The sequence below is a fragment of the Azospirillum melinis genome, assembly GCF_013340935.1.
Classification (GTDB): Bacteria; Pseudomonadota; Alphaproteobacteria; order Azospirillales; family Azospirillaceae; genus Azospirillum; species Azospirillum melinis.
Window position 1 is genome coordinate 1 of the sequence record NZ_WHOS01000064.1, and the last position, 21,058, is coordinate 21,058.

At 68.3% G+C, this 21,058-nt stretch carries 21 protein-coding genes; 10 read left to right on the forward strand and 11 right to left on the reverse strand.

Annotation, left to right across the window (positions count from 1 at the left end):
- Nucleotides 1-1,790, reverse strand: a 1,790-nt coding sequence (locus tag GBZ48_RS29885) for an ATP-binding protein (RefSeq protein ID WP_246307556.1), incomplete at its 3' end; no start/stop codon positions are given.
- Between the two features lie 162 nt (nt 1,791-1,952).
- Between GBZ48_RS29885 and GBZ48_RS29890 the strand changes: the two genes are divergently transcribed.
- Nucleotides 1,953-2,558: a helix-turn-helix domain-containing protein gene (locus tag GBZ48_RS29890; RefSeq protein ID WP_174474349.1), complete on the forward strand. Its 606-nt coding sequence runs from the start codon at nt 1,953-1,955 to the stop codon at nt 2,556-2,558.
- Between the two features lie 11 nt (nt 2,559-2,569).
- Nucleotides 2,570-3,130, forward strand: a complete 561-nt coding sequence (locus GBZ48_RS29895; protein ID WP_174474350.1) for a GNAT family N-acetyltransferase — start codon at nt 2,570-2,572, stop codon at nt 3,128-3,130.
- An 18-nt stretch (nt 3,131-3,148) separates the two neighbouring features.
- Here the strand turns inward: GBZ48_RS29895 and GBZ48_RS29900 are convergent, their stop codons facing one another.
- The 3 genes from GBZ48_RS29900 to GBZ48_RS29910 all read right to left on the reverse strand — a co-directional run bounded on the left by GBZ48_RS29900 (nt 3,149) and on the right by GBZ48_RS29910 (nt 6,219).
- On the reverse strand, nt 3,149-3,604 hold the full coding sequence (locus GBZ48_RS29900; RefSeq protein WP_174474351.1) for a PIN domain-containing protein: 456 nt from the start codon (nt 3,602-3,604) through the stop codon (nt 3,149-3,151).
- Complete coding sequence (locus GBZ48_RS29905) at nt 3,601-3,849, reverse strand: type II toxin-antitoxin system Phd/YefM family antitoxin (protein WP_174474352.1); 249 nt, start codon at nt 3,847-3,849, stop codon at nt 3,601-3,603. Before GBZ48_RS29905 ends, GBZ48_RS29900 begins: the two co-directional genes overlap by 4 nt.
- Before the next feature lie 105 nt (nt 3,850-3,954).
- Nucleotides 3,955-6,219: an NADP-dependent malic enzyme gene (locus GBZ48_RS29910; RefSeq protein ID WP_174474353.1), complete on the reverse strand. Its 2,265-nt coding sequence runs from the start codon at nt 6,217-6,219 to the stop codon at nt 3,955-3,957.
- Nucleotides 6,220-6,526: 307 nt separating this feature from the next.
- Between GBZ48_RS29910 and GBZ48_RS29915 the strand changes: the two genes are divergently transcribed.
- The 5 genes from GBZ48_RS29915 to GBZ48_RS29935 are packed head-to-tail and all read left to right on the forward strand — an operon-like array spanning nt 6,527 to nt 10,916.
- Nucleotides 6,527-7,831, forward strand: a complete 1,305-nt coding sequence (locus GBZ48_RS29915) for an MFS transporter (protein WP_209798232.1) — start codon at nt 6,527-6,529, stop codon at nt 7,829-7,831.
- Nucleotides 7,832-7,870: 39 nt separating this feature from the next.
- The gene (gene rph / locus GBZ48_RS29920; protein WP_109074941.1) at nt 7,871-8,590 is read left to right on the forward strand and encodes a ribonuclease PH; all 720 of its coding nucleotides are present in this window, start codon (nt 7,871-7,873) and stop codon (nt 8,588-8,590) included.
- A gap of 26 nt (nt 8,591-8,616) precedes the next feature.
- Entirely contained in the window at nt 8,617-9,216 is a 600-nt protein-coding gene (gene rdgB, locus GBZ48_RS29925) for an RdgB/HAM1 family non-canonical purine NTP pyrophosphatase (RefSeq protein WP_174474376.1), read from the forward strand.
- A gap of 2 nt (nt 9,217-9,218) precedes the next feature.
- Nucleotides 9,219-10,388, forward strand: a complete 1,170-nt coding sequence (hemW, locus tag GBZ48_RS29930) for a radical SAM family heme chaperone HemW (RefSeq protein WP_174474375.1) — start codon at nt 9,219-9,221, stop codon at nt 10,386-10,388.
- A 33-nt stretch (nt 10,389-10,421) separates the two neighbouring features.
- The gene (locus GBZ48_RS29935; protein ID WP_174474354.1) at nt 10,422-10,916 is read left to right on the forward strand and encodes a dihydrofolate reductase; all 495 of its coding nucleotides are present in this window, start codon (nt 10,422-10,424) and stop codon (nt 10,914-10,916) included.
- Between the two features lie 27 nt (nt 10,917-10,943).
- Here the strand turns inward: GBZ48_RS29935 and GBZ48_RS29940 are convergent, their stop codons facing one another.
- The 7 genes from GBZ48_RS29940 to GBZ48_RS29970 all read right to left on the reverse strand — a co-directional run bounded on the left by GBZ48_RS29940 (nt 10,944) and on the right by GBZ48_RS29970 (nt 17,283).
- Nucleotides 10,944-11,855 carry a ParB/RepB/Spo0J family partition protein gene (locus GBZ48_RS29940; RefSeq protein WP_174474355.1) on the reverse strand — a complete coding sequence of 304 codons (912 nt, stop codon included), beginning with the start codon at nt 11,853-11,855 and terminating at the stop codon, nt 10,944-10,946.
- Nucleotides 11,852-12,649: a ParA family protein gene (locus tag GBZ48_RS29945; protein WP_063635622.1), complete on the reverse strand. Its 798-nt coding sequence runs from the start codon at nt 12,647-12,649 to the stop codon at nt 11,852-11,854. The genes GBZ48_RS29940 and GBZ48_RS29945 overlap by 4 nt, the downstream gene beginning before the upstream one ends.
- A gap of 62 nt (nt 12,650-12,711) precedes the next feature.
- Nucleotides 12,712-13,326 carry a 16S rRNA (guanine(527)-N(7))-methyltransferase RsmG gene (gene rsmG / locus GBZ48_RS29950; RefSeq protein ID WP_174474356.1) on the reverse strand — a complete coding sequence of 205 codons (615 nt, stop codon included), beginning with the start codon at nt 13,324-13,326 and terminating at the stop codon, nt 12,712-12,714.
- Nucleotides 13,323-15,203 carry a tRNA uridine-5-carboxymethylaminomethyl(34) synthesis enzyme MnmG gene (mnmG, locus tag GBZ48_RS29955; protein ID WP_174474357.1) on the reverse strand — a complete coding sequence of 627 codons (1,881 nt, stop codon included), beginning with the start codon at nt 15,201-15,203 and terminating at the stop codon, nt 13,323-13,325. Before mnmG ends, rsmG begins: the two co-directional genes overlap by 4 nt.
- Nucleotides 15,204-15,318: 115 nt before the next feature.
- Nucleotides 15,319-16,650: a tRNA uridine-5-carboxymethylaminomethyl(34) synthesis GTPase MnmE gene (gene mnmE, locus GBZ48_RS29960; RefSeq protein ID WP_174474358.1), complete on the reverse strand. Its 1,332-nt coding sequence runs from the start codon at nt 16,648-16,650 to the stop codon at nt 15,319-15,321.
- Nucleotides 16,651-16,660: 10 nt separating this feature from the next.
- Nucleotides 16,661-17,035 carry a (2Fe-2S) ferredoxin domain-containing protein gene (locus GBZ48_RS29965; protein WP_343049722.1) on the reverse strand — a complete coding sequence of 125 codons (375 nt, stop codon included), beginning with the start codon at nt 17,033-17,035 and terminating at the stop codon, nt 16,661-16,663.
- Nucleotides 17,032-17,283: a DUF6489 family protein gene (locus GBZ48_RS29970; protein WP_014249167.1), complete on the reverse strand. Its 252-nt coding sequence runs from the start codon at nt 17,281-17,283 to the stop codon at nt 17,032-17,034. Before GBZ48_RS29970 ends, GBZ48_RS29965 begins: the two co-directional genes overlap by 4 nt.
- A gap of 184 nt (nt 17,284-17,467) precedes the next feature.
- Here GBZ48_RS29970 and GBZ48_RS29975 point away from each other — a divergent pair, with 184 nt between their 5' ends.
- Genes GBZ48_RS29975 through GBZ48_RS29985 form a run of 3 tightly spaced genes read left to right on the forward strand, consistent with a single transcriptional unit; the run spans nt 17,468 to nt 21,049 of the window.
- Nucleotides 17,468-19,519: a thioredoxin domain-containing protein gene (locus GBZ48_RS29975; protein ID WP_174474359.1), complete on the forward strand. Its 2,052-nt coding sequence runs from the start codon at nt 17,468-17,470 to the stop codon at nt 19,517-19,519.
- Nucleotides 19,520-19,538: 19 nt separating this feature from the next.
- Nucleotides 19,539-20,036, forward strand: coding sequence for a methylated-DNA--[protein]-cysteine S-methyltransferase (locus GBZ48_RS29980; RefSeq protein WP_174474360.1), 498 nt, complete (start codon nt 19,539-19,541; stop codon nt 20,034-20,036).
- 38 nt (nt 20,037-20,074) lie between these two features.
- Nucleotides 20,075-21,049 carry a quinone oxidoreductase family protein gene (locus GBZ48_RS29985; protein ID WP_174474361.1) on the forward strand — a complete coding sequence of 325 codons (975 nt, stop codon included), beginning with the start codon at nt 20,075-20,077 and terminating at the stop codon, nt 21,047-21,049.
- Nucleotides 21,050-21,058: the final 9 nt, after the last annotated feature.

Consider the following 21,058-nt stretch of genomic DNA (forward strand, 5'->3'; position numbering starts at 1 on the left):
CAAAACGGGGGGCGGGGTGGCAGGGGGGCCCCCCCCGGTAAAACGGGGGGTGGGCCCGGGGGAAGGGGCGGGACCAAACCCCCGGGGGGGCCCCTGTTTTTTGTTTTTTTTAGCCCTCTTCCAGCTGGCCCCCCCCCCCCCCCCCCGTCCCCCCCCCCCCCCCCCCCCCCCCCCCCCCCCCCCGGGGGGGGGGGGGGGGGGGGGGGGGGGAGCGCGGCGGGAGCCTTGGGAACAAGACGCAGCGTTTCCCCCTCACCCCGGCCCTCTCCCCGGGGGGGAGAGGGGGAAACCGTCTCCGCCACCGCCGGCAGATAAACCGTGAAGGCGCTGCCGACCCCAACCTCGCTTTCGATGGTCAGCCGGCCGCGGTGGCGGTTCAGGATGTGCTTGACGATGGCAAGCCCCAGCCCGGTGCCGCCCATGGCGCGGGAGCGCGCGGCATCGACGCGGTAGAAGCGCTCGGTCAGGCGGGGCAGGTGGGTGCGGGCGATGCCGTCGCCGCGGTCGCGCACCGACACCGACACCATGGCGGTGCCGCCGCGCCCGACCCGCCTGTCCTTCGCGGCAGCGCCGGGCGCCGGCAGGCCGGTGAAGCCCACCGCCGCACCGTCGGCCAGCGCCACGCTGACGGTCACGTCAGTGTCCTCGCGCGTGTATTTGATCGCGTTGCTGACGAGGTTCTGGAAGACCTGGGTCAGCTGGTCCTCGTCGCCGACGACCGGCGGCACATCCTCCGGCGCCTCCATGCGCAGGCGGATGCGGCGCTCCGCCGCCTTCAGCTGAAGCGCGGCGATGACGTTCTCCAGCTCCTCCACCACGTCGACCCGGTCGTTGGGCGGCATATGCTCGTCCAGCTCGATGCGGGACAGCGACAGCAGGTCGTTGACCAGACGGGTCATCCGGCTGGCCTGATCGTGCATGATCGCCAGGAACCGGTCCTGCGCCTCCGGATCGTCGCGGGCGGGGCCGCGCAGCGTCTCGATGAAGCCGAGCAGCGAGGACAGCGGCGTGCGCAGCTCGTGGCTGGCGTTGGCGATGAAGTCGGCGCGCATCTGCTCCGACCGGCGGGCGGCTGTCACGTCATGCAGGGTCAGGATCGCCATGCGGGCGACGGTGGGTGGACGCGGCGCCAGCTCCTCCTCGATCTCGCCATCCAGCAGCGAGGGGTCGGGTTCCTGCACCAGCCGCTGGAACGGCTTCACCTGCGCTTCGAAGCTGCGCTCCACCGGGACCGGCAGTGTGAACTCGATGATACGGGACGCACCGCCGCGCAGCACCGAATCCACCGCCTCCAGCACCGCCGGCGTGCGCAGGGACGAGGCGAGGTCGCGGTCGACAATCTTGTCGCCGAACAGCTCCCGCGCCGTCTGGTTGGCGCGCACCACCTGCCGGTCGGCATCCATCAGCAGCAAGGGAGCGGGCAGGGCGTCGATCACCGCCTCGTCGGCATCCAGCTGCATCCGCACGCTTTCGGCGCGGCGCAGGCCGACCCGGTGCAAGCGGCCGATGGTGGCGGCCAGCGCCTTCAGCGCGGGCGGCGTGCCGGCCGGGGCCAGTGGCTCGTCGGTTTCGGCCAGCCGGGCGGCATAGTCGGTCACCGCATTGGCGTCACGCCGGTAGGTCCGCAGGATCTGGACCGCCCCCGTCAGGGCGGCGATGCCCGCCGCCAGCGCCAGCCCGCCATGCAAGGCCCCGCTATAGACCGCCCAGGTCAGCACGCCGGCAAGCGGTGCCAGCATCAGCAGGATGGCGGTCAGAAGCGGGGTGGGCGGCGACGCCTTCTGGCGCATGGGGTGGGCACCGGATTTAAGGGTGGGGACGGAACGGGAATGCACGGGTCCAGCCCTTCTACACCATCGCCGCGACGCTCGCGCGGCGGTCATAAAAGATTCATGGCGGGGACTGTGCGGCCGACTGTTGACTCCAACATCCTGGATAGTTATTCTATCTTCATGGAAAATGCGGAAAACGATATCGACAGCAGGCTTGCCATCCGGTTGCGTGCCCTGCGGGCGGAGCGCGGCCTGACGATGGACGGCCTGGCCGAACGGTCGGGCGTCAGCCGCTCGATGATCTCGCTGGTGGAGCGGGGGGAGAGCAGCCCGACGGCGTCGGTGCTGGAGCGCCTCGCCGCCGGGCTCGGCGTGACGCTGGCGACCCTGTTCGCCGAGGCGGAACGCCAGGATGCCAGCCCGGTCGTCCGCCGTGCCGACCAGATCGCCTGGACCGACCCGGCCACCGGCTACCGCCGCCGCAACCTGTCGCCGCCGGGCTATCCGTCCCCCATCGAGCTGGTGGAAGTGGAGCTGCCCCCGGGCGCCCGCGTCTCCTACGACAGCGGCACCCGCGCCGCCATCGTCGAGCAGCAGATCCATCTGCTGGACGGCACCATCGAGCTGACGGTGGGGGAGGTGACGCACCGGCTGGACACCGGCGATTGCCTCGCCATGCGGCTCGACCGGCCGACCGGCTTCCACAACCCGACCGACCGCACCGCCCGCTACATCGTGGCGCTGACCACCGAGGGGCGCGGCGGTTCAAACGCCGTTAAACGCTGAAGGAGCTAACCATGGACGCTGCCTGCCTGGACCAGAACCGGCGGAGTGGAGACGGTGCGGTGATGGTCCGCGTGCTGACGGCGGACGAGGCCGACGGCGCCGTGCCGGGCCTGACCGACGTGCTGCTGGATTGCGTGGAGGGCGGTGCGTCGGTCAGCTTCATGGCCCCCCTCGACCGCGCCACCGCCGAAAGCTTCTGGCGGAGCGTGGCGGCCGGGGTGGAGCGGGGGGAACGCATCCTGCTGGTGGCGGAGGATGGCGACGGCGTGCTTGGCACCGTCCAGCTGGTGGTCGCCCAGCCGCCGAACCAGCCGCACCGCGCCGACCTGTCCAAGATGCTGGTCCACCGCCGCGGTCGCCGCCGCGGCGTCGGCGCCGCCCTGATGCAGGCGGCCGAGGATGCGGGACGCGCCGCCGGCAAGACCCTGCTGGTGCTGGACACCGCCTCACCCGAGGCCGAGCGGCTCTACACGCGCGCCGGCTGGGTGAAGGTCGGCGTCATCCCGAACTTCGCCCTGTGGCCGCAGGGCGGACTCTGCGACACGGCTTTCTTCTACAAGGCGTTGGGGTGAATGACAGTTCGAACGGCTCTAGAAGGTAAGGAGTTCTTCAAGAACCGATGCATTGGCCGAGGCAAATGGGTTCATAAACCGAACCCCTTCAAGCTCCCGGCCGTCTTGCAAATCTTCACTGAAAAGGACACGGCCGCCGGCACGCCTTATCACAGACCAGATCATGCCGTCCCAGAATTGGACGCCATGGTCACGGTGTATGCGCATAGCGTCGACGACATCTGCAAATACCGCCTCACGTATTGGAAAAACTGCGCTCCATACGTCGACATAACGTGAGGCTTGCTCCGGAGAAGCGCGGTACTTCCTGACCGCGACGGAATAAAACTCGGTCAAGGTCTGAAGCGGCAACACCCCACACCCACCAGCACCCAGCCGATCAAGAAGATAGACCGCCCTGCGATGCTTTTCGGGGTCGCCAGCACTATCGACAGCATAGAGAAGAACGTTGGTATCGATCCCAGCCAACTTCATCGCGAATGCACATCGTCGCGGTCGACACCGCCGCAGAAGCCAAGAGGAAGCCCTTGCGAAAGCATCGCCATCATCCGCCGATGCGCACTGCTGCGATCCACGTTCATGGATGCATCGGCAGGCGATAGCACGGCAACCGGTTTGCCATCCTTGGTGATGGTGATACGCGCGCCGCTTTCAACGTCGCGCAGCATTTTCGAAAAGTCGCGGTTCGCTTCCGCCGCACTGACGAGACCGTCCGGCATGGGCATCCCCTCCCAACACATGGTGTCTGGAGCAGAATATAGGATGCCCAGGCCGGCGAGGTCACGCCTCTTCCTCCACCGCGGCGGAAGAAGAGGCGTCTCAGCTCACCACGGCAGCGAGTCATGTGCCGCCAATGCGGCGGCGGTGACGATGTCGTTGACCGAGGCGCCCATGGTGACGATCTGCGCCGGCTTGTCCAAGCCGATCAGCAGCGGGCCGATCATCTGGCCGCCGGCCATCTTGTTCAGCAGCTTGGCCGAGATGTTGGCCGAATGCAGGCCGGGCATGATCAGCACGTTGGCCGGGCCGGACAGCCGGCAGAACGGGTAGACCCGCTTCATCAGCTGGTAATCCAGCGCCACATCGGCCGACATCTCGCCGTCATACTCGAAATCGACCCGGCGGCTGTCGAGGATCGACAGGGCTTCCCGCAGCGGATCGGTGTTCGGATGCGGCGTCTGGCCGAAGTTGGAGAAGGACAGCATCGCGATCCGCGGCTCGTGCCCCATCTGCCGCGCCTTGGCCGCGGCTCCGATGGCGATGTCGGCCAGCGTCTTGCCGTCGGGACGGACATGGACGGTGGTGTCGGCGATGAAGACGGTGCGGTTGCGGGTAATCGAAAGGTGCAGGCCGAACACCGGCTCGCTCGCCTTGGGATCGATGACGCGGCGGATTTCCTCATAGGCGACGCCGAAGCTGCGGGTCAGGCCGGTCACCATGGCGTGGGCGTCGCCCTGCGCCACCATGCAGGCGGCGAAGACGTTGCGGTCCTGGTTGACCATCCGCTGGCAGTCGCGCAGCAGCGCGCCCTTGCGCTGCAGGCGGCGGTAGAGGTGGTCGGCGTAGCGGCGGTTGGCGTCCGACAGGCGGGCGTTGTGGATCTCGAACTGGACGTTGGGCTGCCCCATCGCCGTCAGCTGTTCCCGGATGACCTCTTCCCGGCCGATCAGCACCGGCGTGCCGTAACCGTGGGCCCGGAAGGCCATGGCGGCACGGATCGTCCGTTCCTCCTCGCCCTCGGCGAAGACGACGCGGCGCGGGTTGGTCCGCACCTTCTCCAGGATCAGTTCCAGGCTGTCGGCGGTCGGGTCCAGGCGGGTGCGCAGGGAATGCTTGTAGCTGGTCAGGTCGAGGATCGGCTTGCGCGCCACCCCGCTTTCCATGGCGGCCTGGGCGACGGCGGCCGGGACGGTGACGATCAGGCGTGGGTCGAACGGCACCGGGATGATGTAGTCCGGACCGTAGCGCAGCCGGCGCCCGGAATAGGCGGCATCGACCTCGTCCGGCACATCCTCGCGCGCCAGCGCCGCCAGCGCCTTGGCGGCGGCGACCTTCATCGCCTCGTTGATGGTGGTGGCGCGGACGTCGAGCGCGCCGCGGAACAGGTAGGGGAAGCCCAGGACGTTGTTGACCTGGTTCGGGTAGTCGGAGCGGCCGGTCGCCACGATGGCGTCGCCGCGCACCGCCTTGACCTCTTCCGGCGTGATTTCCGGATCGGGGTTGGCCAGCGCGAAGATGATCGGCTTGGCCGCCATCGACTTGACCATTTCCGGCGTCATCGCCCCCTTGGCCGACAGGCCGACGAACACGTCCGATCCGGCCACCGCCTCTTCCAGCGTGCGCTTGTCGGTCTCGACGGCGAAGGACGACTTCCACTGGTTCATGCCGTTGGTGCGGCCGCGATAGACCACGCCCTTGGTGTCGCACAGGATGATGTTTTCACGTGAAACACCCATCGTGCAGAACAGCTCGGCGCAGGCGATGCCCGCCGCACCGGCGCCGTTCACCACCATCGTCACGTCCTCGATTCGGCGGCCGGTGATGTCGCAGGCGTTGATCAGGCCGGCGGCGGCGATGATCGCGGTGCCGTGCTGGTCGTCGTGGAAGACCGGGATGTCCAGCAGTTCGCGCAGCCGCTCCTCGATGATGAAGCAGTCGGGCGCCTTGATGTCTTCCAGGTTGATGCCGCCGAAGCTGGGGCCGAGGAAGCGCACGCAGTTGACGAATTCATCCACGTCGCGGGTGTCGACCTCCAGGTCGATGCCGTCGACATCGGCGAAGCGCTTGAACAGCACCGCCTTGCCTTCCATCACCGGCTTGCCGGCGAGCGCGCCCAGGTCGCCCAGCCCCAGCACCGCCGTGCCGTTGGAGATGATGGCGACGATGTTGCCCTTGGCCGTGTAGTCGTAGGCGAGCGACGGATCTTCGGCGATGCGCAGGCAGGGCACGGCGACGCCGGGCGAATAAGCCAGCGCCAGATCGCGCTGGGTGGTCAGCGGCTTGGTCGGGGTGATTTCCAGCTTGCCGGGCCGGCCGCTGGAATGCAGCAGCAGGGCCTCTTCATCGGTGACGCGCTTGGTGTCGGACATGGATGTCGTGTTCCTCAACGGAGTGTACAGCCCGTCGGTCGTCGTTGATGCTTTTTGTGCGGTGCGCTGCCGACGGTGGGGCCGCGATGGTACACGCCGCACGCGCAACTCGCCAAGCCTCCAAAGCCTGCTTTTTGTACGAATCATGCATTTCTTTGACGATTGAAGACACATTCAGTTGGGATTGCGTCCTATCTGCTGCGCTCGCCTTGCATGACCATGGCGTTTGGAAGGGCCGGGCGGCGGCTGTTACCATACGGTGCGCCCCCGCAACCCGCGCTTTTCCGCCTCTGCCGGAGCCTCCATCTTGTCCCAGGCCACACGCCCTGCGGCACCCACCGCTTTGACGCCTGACGAACGCCGCATCACGCTGGTCATCGCAGCGGTGCAGTTCATCAACATCCTGGACTTCATGATGGTGATGCCGCTCGGTCCCGACTTCGCACGGGCGCTCGGCATCCCGGCGGCGCACATCGGCTATATCGGCGGCAGCTACACCGCCGCCGCCGCGGTGGCCGGGCTGATCGGGTCGATGCTGCTCGACCGCTTCGACCGGCGCCGCGCGCTTGCCGTGGCGATGGCCGGGCTGATCGTTTCCACCGCGCTCGGCGGTCTGGCCTGGGATTTCCCGTCACTGCTGGCGGCGCGTGTGCTGGCCGGGCTGTTCGGCGGCCCGGCCGTCGCGGTCGCCATCGCCACGCTGACCGATCAAGTGGCGCCGCAGCGGCGCGGGCAGGCCATGGGGGCCGTCATGTCGGCCTTCTCGCTGTCGGCCATCGCCGGGGTGCCGGTGGGGCTGGAACTGGCGTTCTATGGCGGCTGGCGCCTGCCTTTCTTCGCCGTGGCCTTTGCCGGGCTGGTCGTCGCCGTCGCCGCCATCGCCATCCTGCCGCCGCAGCGCGGCCATCTGACTGCCGGAACCGGGGCAGGGGTGAAGACCGGCGCCTGGGTGCGGATGACGGCGCTGCTGTCCCGCCGCAAGGTCTGGCTGGCCTACGCCACGGTGGCGCTTGTGCAGGTCCAGCAATTCATGATCGTCCCCAACATCGCCGCCTATGTGCAGGGCAATCTGGGCTTCCCGCGCGACCATCTCAGCCTGGTCTACATGACCGGCGGCGCGCTGAGCTTCTTCGCCTCGCGCTGGGCCGGCCGGCTGGTCGACCGCCATGGGTCCAGCGCCATCACCTTCGTGGCGACCGTGGGGTTGAGCGTCGTGATCTTCACCGCCTTCGTCGGCTATCGCCCCTGGATGCCGGTGCTGGGACTGTTCCCCTTCTTCATGACCTTCGTCGGCGTCCGCATGGTCGCCAACGGCGCCGCCTTCTCCCGCGTGCCCGACCCGCAGGAGCGCGCCGGCTTCATGGCGCTGGTGTCGGCGGTCCAGCATCTCAGCTCGGCCTTCGGCGCCTTCCTGTCGGCGGAGATCCTGACCAACGCGCCGGACGGCCGGCTGGAGCATGTCTCGACCATGGCCACGGTCTCCATCGCCATAGGGCTTGCCATCCCTGTGCTGACGCTGTGGCTGGAGCGGGCGACGCGCCCGGTGGTGACGCCTTCGCCTGCCACGATGATCACGGACACCGTGCTGGACGGGGCGGGGCAGAGCCGTTAGCTTGCCGCCGATCTGCAAACGACCTTCGGAATGATGCCCATGCGCCCCTCCGGCCGCGCCTTCGACCAACTGCGCACCGTCTCTCTCGAACCCGGCTTCAGCCGTTATGCCGAGGGGTCCTGCATGGTGCGTTTCGGCAACACGCATGTGCTGTGCACCGCCAGCGTCGACGAAACGGTACCGCGCTTCCTGAAGAACACCGGGCTGGGCTGGGTCACCGCCGAATACGGCATGCTGCCGCGCTCCACCCACAGCCGCACCGACCGCGAGGCGGCCAAGGGCAAGCAGTCCGGCCGCACCCAGGAAATCCAGCGCCTGATCGGCCGCGCGCTGCGCGCCGTCACCGACCGCTCGGCGATGGGCGAGAAGCAGATCAAGATCGACTGCGACGTGATCCAGGCCGACGGCGGCACCCGCACCGCCGCCATCACCGGCAGCTATGTCGCCCTGCATCTTGCCTTCCAGCACCTGATGCAGATCGGCGCGCTCAAGACCATGCCGCTGACCGACCAGGTCGCCGCCGTCTCCTGCGGCCTCTATCAGGGCAACGCCGTGCTCGACCTCGATTACGACGAGGATTCCAAGGCGCAGGCCGATGCCAACTTCGTCCTGACCGGCAAGGCCGGCATCGTCGAAATCCAGGGCACCGCCGAGGAAACCCCCTTCTCCGAGCCGCAGTTCATGGAGCTGCTGGCGCTCGCCCGCAAGGGCGTCAACGAGCTGGTGGCGTTGCAGAAGCAGGTTCTCGGCATCAAGTAAGACCGTTTCAGCAGAGGTTCATGACCATGTCCGCTCCCCGCCGCTTCACCGGCGACACCCTCGTCATCGCCAGCCACAACAAGGGCAAGGTGCGCGAGATCGCCGAGCTGCTCGGCCCCTATGTCGCCACTTTCACCTCGGCCGGGGAACTGGGCCTGCCCGAACCTGAGGAAACCGGCACCAGCTTCATCGCCAATGCCGAACTCAAGGCCAGGGCCGCGGCCGCCGCCGGCCACATGGCGCTCGCCGACGACAGCGGGCTGGTGGTGCCGGCGCTGAACGGCGACCCCGGCATCTACTCCGCCCGCTGGGCCGGCCCGGCCAAGGACTTCGCCATGGCGATGCAAAAGGTCGAGGACGGGCTTGTCGGCAAAGCCGACCGCAGCGCCTATTTCGTCTGCGCCCTGTCGCTCGCCTGGCCGGACGGGCATGTCGAGACGGTGGAGGGCCGCTGCACCGGCACGCTGGTGTGGCCGCCGCGGGGGCCGCATGGCTTCGGCTATGACCCGATGTTCCTGCCGGACGGCCACGGGCTGACCTTCGGCGAGATGGACCCGGTGAAGAAGCATGAGATGAGCCACCGCGCCGACGCCTTCCGCCAGCTGGTGGAGCGGTGCTTCCGGTGACCATGTCCGATCCCGGCTTCTCCGGCCCTGGTTTTGCCATCTACGTCCATTGGCCCTTCTGCAAGTCGAAGTGCCCCTACTGCGATTTCAACAGCCATGTCCGCGAGCGGGTCGACCATGACCGCTGGCGGGCCGGGCTGCTGCGAGAGTTGGACCATTACGCCGACCTGACCGCCGGGCGCACCGTCACCTCGATCTTCTTCGGCGGCGGCACCCCCTCGCTGATGGAGCCCTCCACCGTCGGCGCCATCGTCGACCGTGTCGCCAAGCGCTGGACGGTCGCCGATGGGCTGGAAGTGACGCTGGAGGCCAACCCAACCTCCGTCGAAGCCGACAAGTTCCGCGCCTTCCGCAGCGCCGGGATCGACCGGGTTTCGCTGGGCATCCAGGCGCTGGACGACGCCAGCCTGAAGTTCCTCGGCCGCGAGCACAATGCGGCGGAGGCGACCGGCGCCATCGAGCTGGCTGCACGGACCTTCGACCGCTTCTCCTTCGACCTGATCTATGCCCGTCCGGGCCAGACGGTGGCGGGGTGGCAGGCGGAGCTGGCGCGGGCATTGGACTACGCGGTCGGCCACCTGTCGGTCTATCAGCTGACGATCGAGCAGGGCACAGCCTTCTATCCGCTCCACGCCCGCGGCGATCTGGTGCTGCCCGACGAGGATCTGGCCGGCGATCTCTATGAGGCGACGCAGAGCCAGCTGACGGCTGCCGGGCTGCCGGCCTACGAGATTTCCAACCACGCCCGTCCGGGCGAGGAAAGCCGCCACAACCTGACCTACTGGCGCTATGGCGATTATGTCGGCATCGGTCCCGGTGCCCATGGCCGGCTGACGCTGGACGGCGAGAAGTTCGCCACCCGTGCCCATCGTGCCCCGGAAATCTGGCTGGAGCGGGTGGAGCGCGACGGCCACGGCGCCGCCGCTCCGGATCCCATCGACCGCGACGCCCGCGGGACCGAGCTGCTGATGATGGGGCTGCGCCTGACCGAAGGCGTGCGGCTTGCCCGCCTGACGGAGGAAACCGGCCGGAGCCTGGACGATTTTGTCGATCCGGCAGCCCTGTCCTGCCTGATCGATGGCGGTTTCCTGGCCCGCGATGCCAACCGTCTGGTTGCCACACCGGAGGGGCTACAGCGTCTGAACGCGGTGCTTGGCGCAATTCTGGCGTAAAATCGGTCAGCTCCAGCAGGGAAAGGGCATGGGATGCTCATCACTCTGATCGTCGCCGCCGCAACGAACGACGTGATCGGCCGCGATGGCCGGCTTCCCTGGAGCCTTCCCAGCGACCTGCGCCGGTTCAGGGAGCTGACGATGGGCAAGCCGATCCTGATGGGTCGGAAGACCTGGGAATCCCTGCCGCGCCGTCCGCTTCCCGGCCGGGACAATCTGGTGATCAGCCGTCAGGCTTCCATCGGCGAAAAGGACGGTGCCCGCTGGTTCAGCGGGCTGGGTGCGGCGGTGTCGTGGGCGCAGGCGTCCGGCGCCGCCGAACTCTGCGTCATCGGCGGCGCCGCCCTGTTCCGCGAGACGATGCCGATTGCCGACAGCCTGCACCTGACCCGCATCGAAAGCGCGGTCGACGGCGACACGCTGATGCCGCCGATCGGCGCGGACTGGGCCGAAGTGTGGTCGAGCGCCCCCATGGAAGAGAACGGGCTGATCTACCGTTACATCGACTTCGGGAAGGTGAGGGGGTAGGGGGCAAACGCCCCCGGCAAAGCTCCGTTACTCCTCCCCGCCCAGCCGGTGCAGCACGTCGTCCAGCTGGTCGAGCGTCTGGTAGTGGATGGTGATCGTCCCGCGCTGACCCTGCGGATTGATGGCGACCTTCAACCCGATGCGGGCGGAGATTTCCTCCTCCAGATTGATCAGGTCGACGTCCTTCATCGCAGGCGCGGCTCCGGCTCCGCCGGCCGCGGCCTTGCCCTTCTTCGCCTTGGGCTGGTCGCCGCGCATCAGGTCTTCGGTCTGGCGCACGTTCAGGCCGCGGGTGACCACCTCGCGGGCGACGGCGGCCGGATCCGGGGCGGTCAGCAGGGCGCGGGCATGGCCGGCGGTCAGGGCACCGTCCTGCACCATCGACTTGACCGGCTCCGGCAGGGCCAGCAGGCGCATCATGTTGGCGACATGGCTGCGGCTCTTGCCGACGGCGCGGGCCAGATCCTCCTGGGTGTGCTCGAACTCCTCCATCAGGCGGCGATAGCCTTCCGCCTCTTCCAGAGGGGTCAGGTCCTGGCGCTGAATGTTCTCGATCAGCGCGATTTCCAGCGCCTCGCGGTCGCTGAGATCGCGGATGATGACCGGAACCTCGTGCAGGCCGGCGATCTGCGCCGCGCGCCAGCGCCGTTCGCCCGCGATCAGCTCATAGGAATTCGCGTCCTCGGCGTCGCGGCGGACCAGCAGCGGCTGGAGGATGCCCTTGTCCCGGATGGACTCGACGAGGCCCTGGATCGCCTCGTCGTCGAACTTCCGCCGCGGCTGGTACTTGCCGGGATGGACGAACTCGATCGGCACCTGCTTGGACTGCCGCACCTTGTCGAGCGCCGAGTAATCCTCGGTCGCCTCGCCGAACAGGGCGGACAGGCCGCGGCCCAGGCTGGCGCGGCGGGCGCCGCCTTGTTTGGTGTCGTCGATCATGCGGTCAGTCTCTTCTCACGGCGAAGCACCTCGCCCGCCAGATGGATGTAGGCCTGCGATCCGGGGCAGCGCATGTCGTAGATCAGCACCGGCTTGCCGTGGGACGGCGCCTCCGACACCTTGACGTTGCGCGGGATCACGGTATCGTACACCTTCTCCCCGAAGAAGCCGCGGACATCCGCCGCCACCATGTCCGACAGATTGTTGCGCTTGTCGAACATGGTCAGCACGACGCCGTGGATGTCGAGGTTGGGGTTGAAGGCACGCTTCACCCGCTCGATGGTGCGGACCAGATGGCTGAGACCTTCCAGCGCGTAGAACTCGCACTGGAGGGGAACCATCACAGCATGCGACGCGACCAGCGCGTTCAGCGTCAGCAATCCCAGCGCCGGCGGGCAGTCGATCAGGACGTAATCATATTCCAGCGCACTGTTGGCGACCGCCTCGCGCAGGCGGAACTCGCGGCGCTCGGCACCGACCAGTTCGATCTCCGCACCCGACAAATCGACCGACGAGGTGATGATCGACAGGTTCGGCACGGAGGAGGGGGTGGCGGCCTCCTCCAGCGACACGTCGTCGAACAGCACGTCGTAGATGCCGACGCGGCGGTCGGAGCGGGGGATGCCGAGACCGGTGGAGGCATTGCCCTGCGGATCGAGGTCGATCACCAGCACCCGCTTGCCGATGACGGCGAGAGCGGTGGCGAGGTTGATCGTCGTCGTGGTCTTGCCCACGCCGCCCTTCTGGTTGGCAATCGCAACCACGCGGGCAAGGGGACGGGTGACGGCAGACATGGCAGCCTCTCGGGAGTCCGGTTGGCGGGAAGAGGGCGGGGGAACGGTGTCAGGCACGGTCTTCACGCACGCTCAAGATGGCTCACACGCAGGATGGTCCCGCTCGGATCGGTGCGGCTGTCGAATCGCTCAGGAACCAGTGTCCAATATTGCGTTGCAGCGGTCAATTCGTCGTCCAGTGCCGCGCCTTTCAGGAACAGGCACTTGCCGCGCGATCCGATGAAGGGATAGGCCCAGCCGAACAGGTCGGCCAGCGGTGCCAAAGCGCGGGCGGTGACGACATCGGCTTCGATGCCGCTGACGGTTTCGATGCGCTTGGTGTGGACGGTGACCGGCGCCTCGCAGACGCGGGCGACCTCGCGCAGGAAGGCGCACTTGCGCACGTCGCTCTCGATCAGGTGCACCTGCGGCACCCCGAGGATGGCGAGCACCAGACCGGGGAAGCCGGCACCGCTGCCGAGATCGACCAGCACCCGCGTGCCGTCCGGCAACAACGGATAGAGCTGGGCGGAGTCGAGGACATGCCGCTTCCAGGCGTCCGGCAGGGTGGAGGGGCCGACCAGATTGATCTTCGGCTGCCACTTGCGCAGCAGAGCCTCATAGGCGATCAGGCGGTCGAGCGTTTCACGTGAAACACCGGTGGCCTCCTGAAATGCAACCGCATCGAATCCGCTCATTCCGCAGCCACCCCGGACGAAGTGACATCGCGGCGCTTCACGTGGCGGAGCAGGGCGACCAGCGCCGCCGGGGTCATGCCGGGGATGCGCGCAGCAGCGCCCAGCGTCGCCGGGCGCGACTGCCGCAGCTTCTGCCGGATTTCGGCGGACAGGCTGCCGATGCCGTCGACATCAAGATCGTCAGGCAGGGCGAGCGACTCGTCCTTGCGGAAGGCGCGGATGTCGGCCTCCTGCCGGCCGAGATAGCCGGCATATTTGCCGTCGATCTCCAGCTGCTCGGCAATCTCAGGGGCGATTTCGCCAAGCTCCGGCCACAGGCGGGCGAGGGCGGCGAGATCGATGTCGGGATAACGCAGCAGGTCGGCGGCACTGCGGCGCACGCCGTCCTGGTTCACCGCGACGCCCTGGCGTGACAGTTCGACCGGCGTCGCCTGCAGCGATGCGACCAGGGCGCGCCCGGCGGACAGGGCGGCGCTCTTGGCGGCAAAGACATCGCGACGCTGGGAGCCGACGCAGCCGATGGCAACGCCCTTGGCGGTCAGCCGCTGGTCGGCATTGTCGGCGCGCAGCAGCAACCGGTATTCGGCGCGCGAGGTGAACATGCGGTAGGGCTCGTTGGTGCCCCGGCCGATCAGATCGTCGATCAGCACGCCGATATAGGCGTCGGCACGGTCGAGCACGAAGCCGTCCCGGTTGCCGCTCGCCGCCAGCGCCGCGTTGATGCCGGCCATCAGCCCCTGCGCCGCCGCCTCTTCATAACCGGTGGTGCCGTTGATCTGGCCGGCCAGGAACAGGCGGGGCGCCCGGCGGGTCTCCAGAGTCGGCTTCAGCTCGCGCGGATCGACATAGTCGTATTCGATGGCGTAGCCGGGACGGATCATCACCACTTTCTCAAGCCCCGGCATGCTGGCGAGGATGCCGAGCTGCACGTCGCGGGGCAGGGAGGTCGAGATGCCGTTCGGGTAGACGGTGGGATCGTCCAGCCCTTCCGGTTCGAGGAAGATCTGGTGCTTCTCCTTCTCGGCGAAGCGAACGACCTTGTCCTCGATGGACGGGCAATAGCGCGGGCCGGTGCCGGTGATCTGGCCGGAATACATCGGGGCGCGATGCAGGTTGGCGCGGATCAGTGCATGCGCCTCATGCGTCGTCCAGGTGATCGCGCAGTCGATCTGCGGCGTGTCGATCCGCTCCGTCATGTAGGAGAAAGGCGGCGGCGGCATGTCGCCGGGCTGCTTCTCCAGCGCATCCCAATCGATGGTGCGGCCGTCGAGACGCGGCGGGGTGCCGGTCTTCAGACGGCCGAGCGGGAAGCCGAGACGGGCCAGCGTGTCGGACAGGCCGATGGACGGCGCCTCACCGACGCGGCCGGCGGGAGTGCGCTCCTCGCCGATGTGGATCAGTCCGCGCAGGAAGGTGCCGGTGGTCAGCACCACGGCGCCGGCGCGGATGGACTCGCCGGCCCCGGTGACGACACCGGTGATCTTCTGCTCGCCATCGACAATCAGGTCTTCGGCACCGCCGGCCTCGATGAACAGGTTCTCCTGGTCCGCCAGCAGAGCCTGCATCGCCTGCCGGTAAAGCTTGCGGTCGGCCTGGGCGCGCGGGCCGCGGACGGCCGGACCCTTGCTGCGGTTCAGGATGCGGAACTGAATGCCGCCGCGGTCGATGGCCTTCGCCATCACCCCGTCCAGCGCATCGATCTCCCGCACCAGATGGCCCTTGGCCAAGCCGCCGATGGCGGGGTTGCAGGACATCTCGCCGATGGTTTCGACCTTGTGGGTCAGCAGGAGCGTGCGCGCGCCCATGCGCGCTGCCGCCGCGGCAGCCTCACAGCCGGCGTGACCGCCGCCGACAACGATGACATCATAGCTTCGCATGCGCGGGACCATAGCGGAACGACGGCGCGGATCCAAGAGGGAGGCGGGGAGGCAGGCGAGGACAAGTGCCGCAGGTCAGCCCTGTTTCACGTGAAACACGCCCTCACTTCCCCTCTCATTTGCCGATGCAGAAGTCCCGGAAGATCACGTCGAGCAAATCCTCGACATCGACGCGCCCAGTGATGCGTCCCAGCGCCCGGCTGGCGAGACGCACATCCTCCGCCGCCAGTTCCGGCAGCGGCGCGTCCAACGCCCGCAGCAAAGACTCCCGGCAGTCGGTCAGCGCGGCCCGGTGACGGGCGCGGGTCAGCGACGGCGCGCTGCCGATGGCAAGCCGGTCGGCGCTGAACTCCGTCAACTTTTCTTCCAGCAGCTTCAGCCCGTCACCGGTCCGGGCGGAGACCAGGATCGGCGACAGATCCGGCCGCAGGTCTACCGCTGTCGCAAGATCGGTCTTGTTGAAGACCACCACGGTGTCGCTGTCGATCAGGGCCAGCGTCGCCGGGTCGAGATCGGGCAGGGTGGCAGCATCGAACACCGCGACCTTCACGTCGGCGCGGGCGGCCCGGTCCCGGGCGCGGCGGATGCCTTCCTCCTCGACCTCGTCGGCGGCGGCCTCCCGCAGGCCTGCGGTGTCTGCCAGCACGACCGGATAGCCGCCGAGGTCGAGATGCACCTCGATGATGTCGCGGGTGGTGCCGGCGCGGGCGGAGACGATGGCGGCGTCCCGGCGGGCCAGCGCGTTCAGCAGGCTCGACTTGCCGGCATTGGGCGCGCCGACGATGGCGATGTGCAGGCCCTCGCGCAGACGCTCGCCACGGCCGCCGTCATCGAGATGGCTGGCGATTTCCCCGGCCAGCCCGGCGATCACCGGGCGGACGGCATCGGCGACGCCGCCGGGCAGGTCGTCCTCGGCGAAATCGATGTCGGCCTCGATGTGGGCGAGCGCGCGGGTCAGCCGCTCCCGCCAGCCGTCATAGAGCTTGCCGAGCGCACCCTCCATCTGCCGCAAAGCCTGCCGGCGCTGCGCGGTGGTCTCGGCGTCGATCAGGTCGGCGACCGCCTCGGCCTCCGTCAGGTCGAGCTTGCCGTTCTCGAAGGTGCGGCGGGTGAACTCGCCGGGTTCGGCCAGCCGCAGGCCGGGCAGGGTGGCCAGCGCCTCGATCACGCCGGTGACGACGGCACGGCCGCCATGCAGATGCAGTTCCACCACATCCTCGCCGGTGAAGCTGGCGGGGGCGGTGAAGCGCAGCACCAGCGCGTCGTCCAGCGCATCGCCGGTCTTCGGATCGCGCAGCTTGGTCAGCACGGCGCGACGTGGCGCAGGCAGGGGTCGGCCGGTCAATGCCACGAGGGCGGATCCGGCCTCGGGTCCCGAAATGCGAACCACCGCCACACCGGATCGTCCGGGGGCGGTGGCGAGCGCGTAGATGGTGGTGAAGGACATCGCCGTCGGATCAGCCCTGCTGCTCGGGCCGCAGCTCGCGCTGCTCCGTGGTCAGCATCAGCCGCTCGACCCGGCGGCCCTCGACCAGATGGGTCTGGAGAATTTCATCGACGTCGCCGGTGCTGCGGTAGGTGTACCAGACGCCTTCCGGATAGATCACCAACGTCGGCCCCAGCTCGCAGCGGTCGAGACAACCGGCGGAATTGATCCGCACCTTGCCGTCGAAGCCGAGTTCGCGGGCGCGGGCCTTCATATAGTCGCGCAGCTTCTCCGACCCGTGGGCGGCGCAGGATCCGCGCCGGTGCCCGTCGGGGCGGCGGTTGGTGCAGCAGAAGACATGGGCTTCGAAGTAAGGCTTCTGGGAATCGATCGAACGGTCGGTCACTTTCTTCCTTCCTGGCCCAGGGCCGAGGCCATCTGGGACCAAAACATCTTCTGCATCTGCTCCATGCCCTGGATGCCGGCGGGGAGCCAGGTCTTGAGCATGGTCTCCGGGTCCATGGCCTGGAGGTTGGCACGCATCCGTTCCTGGATCTCGTGCATCATGGCATCCTGCATCGGCTTCACGTCGGGCAGGCCCAGGAAGTGCCGTGCCTCGTCCGGGGTGCAGTCGATGTCGACGGTGATTTTCATGGGAACCCCCTCCAGAGCCGGAGCCGGCACCCGTGGAGGGAGCTGTCCAGCCATTGGCCCTTGTTGATTTTGGGGTTGAGCGCCGCGGCGGCTCATGCCCCACTATACAGATAGGATGCACTGGCGCAACGCCACCCCGGCGCCACCTATTGTCTAACGACACACCAACAGATCGGACACCGCCATGCCCGCCACTCCGTTGGGCGCGAACCTGCTAGGCCGGGAGACCAGCCCCTATCTGCTGCAGCACAAGGACAACCCGGTGCACTGGATGCCCTGGGGCCCGGAGGCCTTCGCCCGTGCCAGGGCGGAGAACAAGCCGGTGCTGCTGTCGGTCGGCTATGCCGCCTGCCACTGGTGCCACGTGATGGCGCATGAAAGCTTCGAGAATCCCGAGATCGCCGGGCTGATGAACGAGCTGTTCATCAACATCAAGGTCGACCGGGAGGAGCGTCCGGACCTCGACACCATCTACCAGTCGGCATTGGCGCTGCTGGGACAGCAGGGCGGCTGGCCGCTGACCATGTTCCTGACGCCGGATGCCGAGCCTTTCTGGGGCGGCACCTATTTCCCGCCGGCGGCGCGCTATGGCCGCGCCGGCTTCCCCGACGTGCTGCACGGCATCGCCGACACCTATGCCAACGAGCAGGACAAGGTCGTCAAGAATGTCGACGCGCTGAAATCGGCCCTCGCCGGGATGGGGGAGAACCGGTCGGCCGGCGCTGTCGATGCCGCGGTGCTGGACCAGGTGGCGCAACGGCTGCTGCGCGAGGTCGATCCGATCCATGGCGGCATCGGCAGCGCGCCGAAATTCCCGCAGGTGCCGCTGTTCGAACTGCTGTGGCGGGCCTGGCAGCGCACCGGGCGCGAACCCTTCCGCGAGGCGGTGACCCACACGCTGGCCAACATGGCGCAGGGCGGCATCTACGACCATCTCGGCGGCGGCTTCGCCCGCTATTCGGTCGATGAACGCTGGCTGGTGCCGCATTTCGAGAAGATGCTCTACGACAACGCCGAACTGCTCGACCTGATGACGCTGGTCTGGCAGGAGACGCGCGACCCGCTGCTGGAGACCCGCATCCGCGAGACGGTGGGCTGGCTGCTGCGCGAGATGATCGCCGACGGCGGCGGCTTCGCCGCGACGCTGGACGCCGACAGCGAGGGCGAGGAGGGACTCTTCTATATATGGCAGGAGCATGAGGTCGACCGGCTGCTCGGTCCCGCCCTCGGCGACAACGGGCTGGCGACGTTTAAACGCGTTTACGAGGTGCTGCCCCAGGGCAATTGGGAAGGCGTCACCATCCTGAACCGGCTGGGCGGCCTGACGCTCGCCGACGACGCCACCGAGGCGATGCTCGCCAAGGGCCGGGACATCCTGCTGCGGGCGCGGGCCAAGCGGGTGCGGCCGGGCTGGGACGACAAGGTGCTGGCCGACTGGAACGGCCTGATGATCGCCGCCCTGACCCATGCCGCCCTGGCGCTCGACGAGCCGGAGTGGCTGGACGCCGCCGGCCGCGCCTTCGCCTTCGTCCGCGACCGCATGGATACGGACGGGCGGCTCTGCCACAGCTGGCGGCACGGGCAGGGCAAGCACGCCGGCATGCTGGACGACTATGCCCACATGGCGCGCGCCGCCCTGGCGCTGCATGAGGCGACCGGGGATCCGGCCGCCCTCGACCGGGCCAGGGTCTGGGTGGCGACGCTCGACGCCCATTTCTGGGACGGCGCCAACGGTGGTTATTTCTTCACCGCCGACGATGCGGAGGGTCTGATCGTCCGCACCAAGAGCGTCCACGACAACGCCACCCCCAGCGGCAACGGCACCATGCTGGCGGTGCTGACCACGCTGTTCCAGCGCACCGGCGAGGATGCGTACCGCGAGCGGGCGGAAGCGCTCGCCGCCGCCTTCTCCGGCGAGCTGACGCGCAACTTCTTCCCGCTGCCGACATTCCTCAACGCGGTGGAGCTGATGACGGCGCCGTTGCAGATCGTCATCGTCGGCCCGCCCCGGACGGCGGAGACGGAAGCGCTGCGGCGGACGGTGCTGGAGCGCTCGCTGCCCAACCGCATCCTGACCGTGCTGGCACCGGAGGCGGATCTGCCCGCCGGTCATCCGGCGCAGGGCAAGGGGATGCGCGACGGGATCGCCACCGCCTATGTCTGCCGCGGCATGACCTGTTCGGCCCCGGTGACGGCGCCAGCGGATCTGGCGGCACTTCTGACGACGAACAGCTGACTTACCGCGGGAGGACCCCATGGCGCGCCTTTCCATCGACAGCCCGCTCGGCCCCCTGATGCTGGCCGGGGACGGATCCGCCCTGACCTCGGTCGGCTGGGGCCGCTTCGATCATGACGAGCCGGACGCTGTGCTGGTCGAGACGGCGCGTCAGCTGGACGCTTATTTCACCGGACGGCTCCAGCGCTTCGATCTGCCGCTGAAGCCGGCGGGCACCGCCTTCCGTCAAAGCGTCTGGGACGCGATGCTGGCGATCCCCTATGGCGGCACCGCCACCTATGGCGGGATGGCGAAGATGCTGGACAGCGGGCCGCGCGCGGTCGGCGGGGCCTGCGGTGCCAATCCGATCCCCATCGTCATCCCCTGCCACCGGGTGCTGGCCAGCGGCGGTGCGCCCGGCGGCTATTCCGGCCATGGCGGGCTCGACACCAAGGCGTGGCTGCTGGCGCTGGAGCGCCGGCATGCCGGCATAAGTCAGGGCAACGGCGCGGCGGCGGAGCAGTTCGCGCTGCTCTGAAACGCCTGAGAACTCAAAAGAAGGGAGACCAAACCACCATGGTTCACGCGATCCGCATCCACGAGCACGGCGGGCCGGAGGTTCTGCGCTGGGACGAGATCGAGGTGGGAGAGCCCGGTCCGGGACAGGTGCGCATCCGCCAGACCGCGGTCGGGCTGAACTACATCGACACCTATCACCGCTCCGGCGCCTACAAGCTGCCGGATCTGCCGGCTGTGATCGGCATGGCGGGCACCGGCGTGGTGGAGGCGCTGGGTCCGGACGTCACCACGCTGAAGCCCGGCGACCGCGTCGGCTACGCCATGTCCATCGGCGCCTATGCCGAGAGCCGGCTGATCGCCGCCGACCGGCTGGTGCCGCTGCCGAGCTGGCTAGACGAGCAGGCGACCGCGGCCACGCTGCTGCAGGGGCTGACCGCGCAGTATCTGCTGCGCAGCACCTATGCGGTCCAGCCCGGCGACACCATCCTGGTGCAGGCCGCCGCCGGCGGGGTGGGGCTGCTGCTGTGCTCCTGGGCCCGGCATCTCGGCGCCACGGTGATCGGCACCGTCGGCTCGGAGGAGAAGGCCGAACTGGCGAAGGCCCATGGCTGCCACCACACCATCGACTACACCCGCGAGGATTTCGTCGTCCGGCTGAAGGAGCTGACGGACGGGCAGGGCGTGCCGGTCGTCTATGACGGCGTCGGCAGGACGACCTTCCTCAAAGGGCTGGATTGCCTGCGGCCGCGCGGTCTGATGGTGCTGTTCGGCGCCGCGTCGGGCGCGCCGGAGCCGCTGGATCTGGGGCTGCTGGCGGCGAAAGGATCGCTCTACGTGACGCGGCCGACGCTGGCGACCTACACCGCCAAGCGCGAGGATCTGATGGCCTCGGCCGCCGATCTGTTCGATGCGGTGAGGAATGGCGGGGTGACGTTCACCGTCAACCAGCGCTTCGCGCTGAAGGACACCGCCGACGCGCACCGGGCGCTGGAATCGCGGGCGACCACGGGGTCGACGGTGCTGGTGCCTTAAAAACTGGAA

Coding starts and splice junctions, on each gene's coding strand:
- GBZ48_RS29975 (WP_174474359.1), top strand. CDS start 17,468: ATGCCCGCCACTCCGTTGGGCGCGAACCTGCTAGGCCGGGAGACCAGC.
- rsmG (WP_174474356.1), bottom strand. CDS start 13,326: ATGAGCGGATTCGATGCGGTTGCATTTCAGGAGGCCACCGGTGTTTCA.
- GBZ48_RS29985 (WP_174474361.1), top strand. CDS start 20,075: ATGGTTCACGCGATCCGCATCCACGAGCACGGCGGGCCGGAGGTTCTG.
- mnmE (WP_174474358.1), bottom strand. CDS start 16,650: ATGTCCTTCACCACCATCTACGCGCTCGCCACCGCCCCCGGACGATCC.
- GBZ48_RS29970 (WP_014249167.1), bottom strand. CDS start 17,283: ATGAAAATCACCGTCGACATCGACTGCACCCCGGACGAGGCACGGCAC.
- GBZ48_RS29890 (WP_174474349.1), top strand. CDS start 1,953: ATGGAAAATGCGGAAAACGATATCGACAGCAGGCTTGCCATCCGGTTG.
- GBZ48_RS29910 (WP_174474353.1), bottom strand. CDS start 6,219: ATGTCCGACACCAAGCGCGTCACCGATGAAGAGGCCCTGCTGCTGCAT.
- GBZ48_RS29935 (WP_174474354.1), top strand. CDS start 10,422: ATGCTCATCACTCTGATCGTCGCCGCCGCAACGAACGACGTGATCGGC.
- mnmG (WP_174474357.1), bottom strand. CDS start 15,203: ATGCGAAGCTATGATGTCATCGTTGTCGGCGGCGGTCACGCCGGCTGT.
- hemW (WP_174474375.1), top strand. CDS start 9,219: ATGTCCGATCCCGGCTTCTCCGGCCCTGGTTTTGCCATCTACGTCCAT.
- GBZ48_RS29945 (WP_063635622.1), bottom strand. CDS start 12,649: ATGTCTGCCGTCACCCGTCCCCTTGCCCGCGTGGTTGCGATTGCCAAC.
- GBZ48_RS29980 (WP_174474360.1), top strand. CDS start 19,539: ATGGCGCGCCTTTCCATCGACAGCCCGCTCGGCCCCCTGATGCTGGCC.
- GBZ48_RS29895 (WP_174474350.1), top strand. CDS start 2,570: ATGGACGCTGCCTGCCTGGACCAGAACCGGCGGAGTGGAGACGGTGCG.
- GBZ48_RS29900 (WP_174474351.1), bottom strand. CDS start 3,604: ATGAAGTTGGCTGGGATCGATACCAACGTTCTTCTCTATGCTGTCGAT.
- rdgB (WP_174474376.1), top strand. CDS start 8,617: ATGTCCGCTCCCCGCCGCTTCACCGGCGACACCCTCGTCATCGCCAGC.
- rph (WP_109074941.1), top strand. CDS start 7,871: ATGCGCCCCTCCGGCCGCGCCTTCGACCAACTGCGCACCGTCTCTCTC.
- GBZ48_RS29905 (WP_174474352.1), bottom strand. CDS start 3,849: ATGCCGGACGGTCTCGTCAGTGCGGCGGAAGCGAACCGCGACTTTTCG.
- GBZ48_RS29940 (WP_174474355.1), bottom strand. CDS start 11,855: ATGATCGACGACACCAAACAAGGCGGCGCCCGCCGCGCCAGCCTGGGC.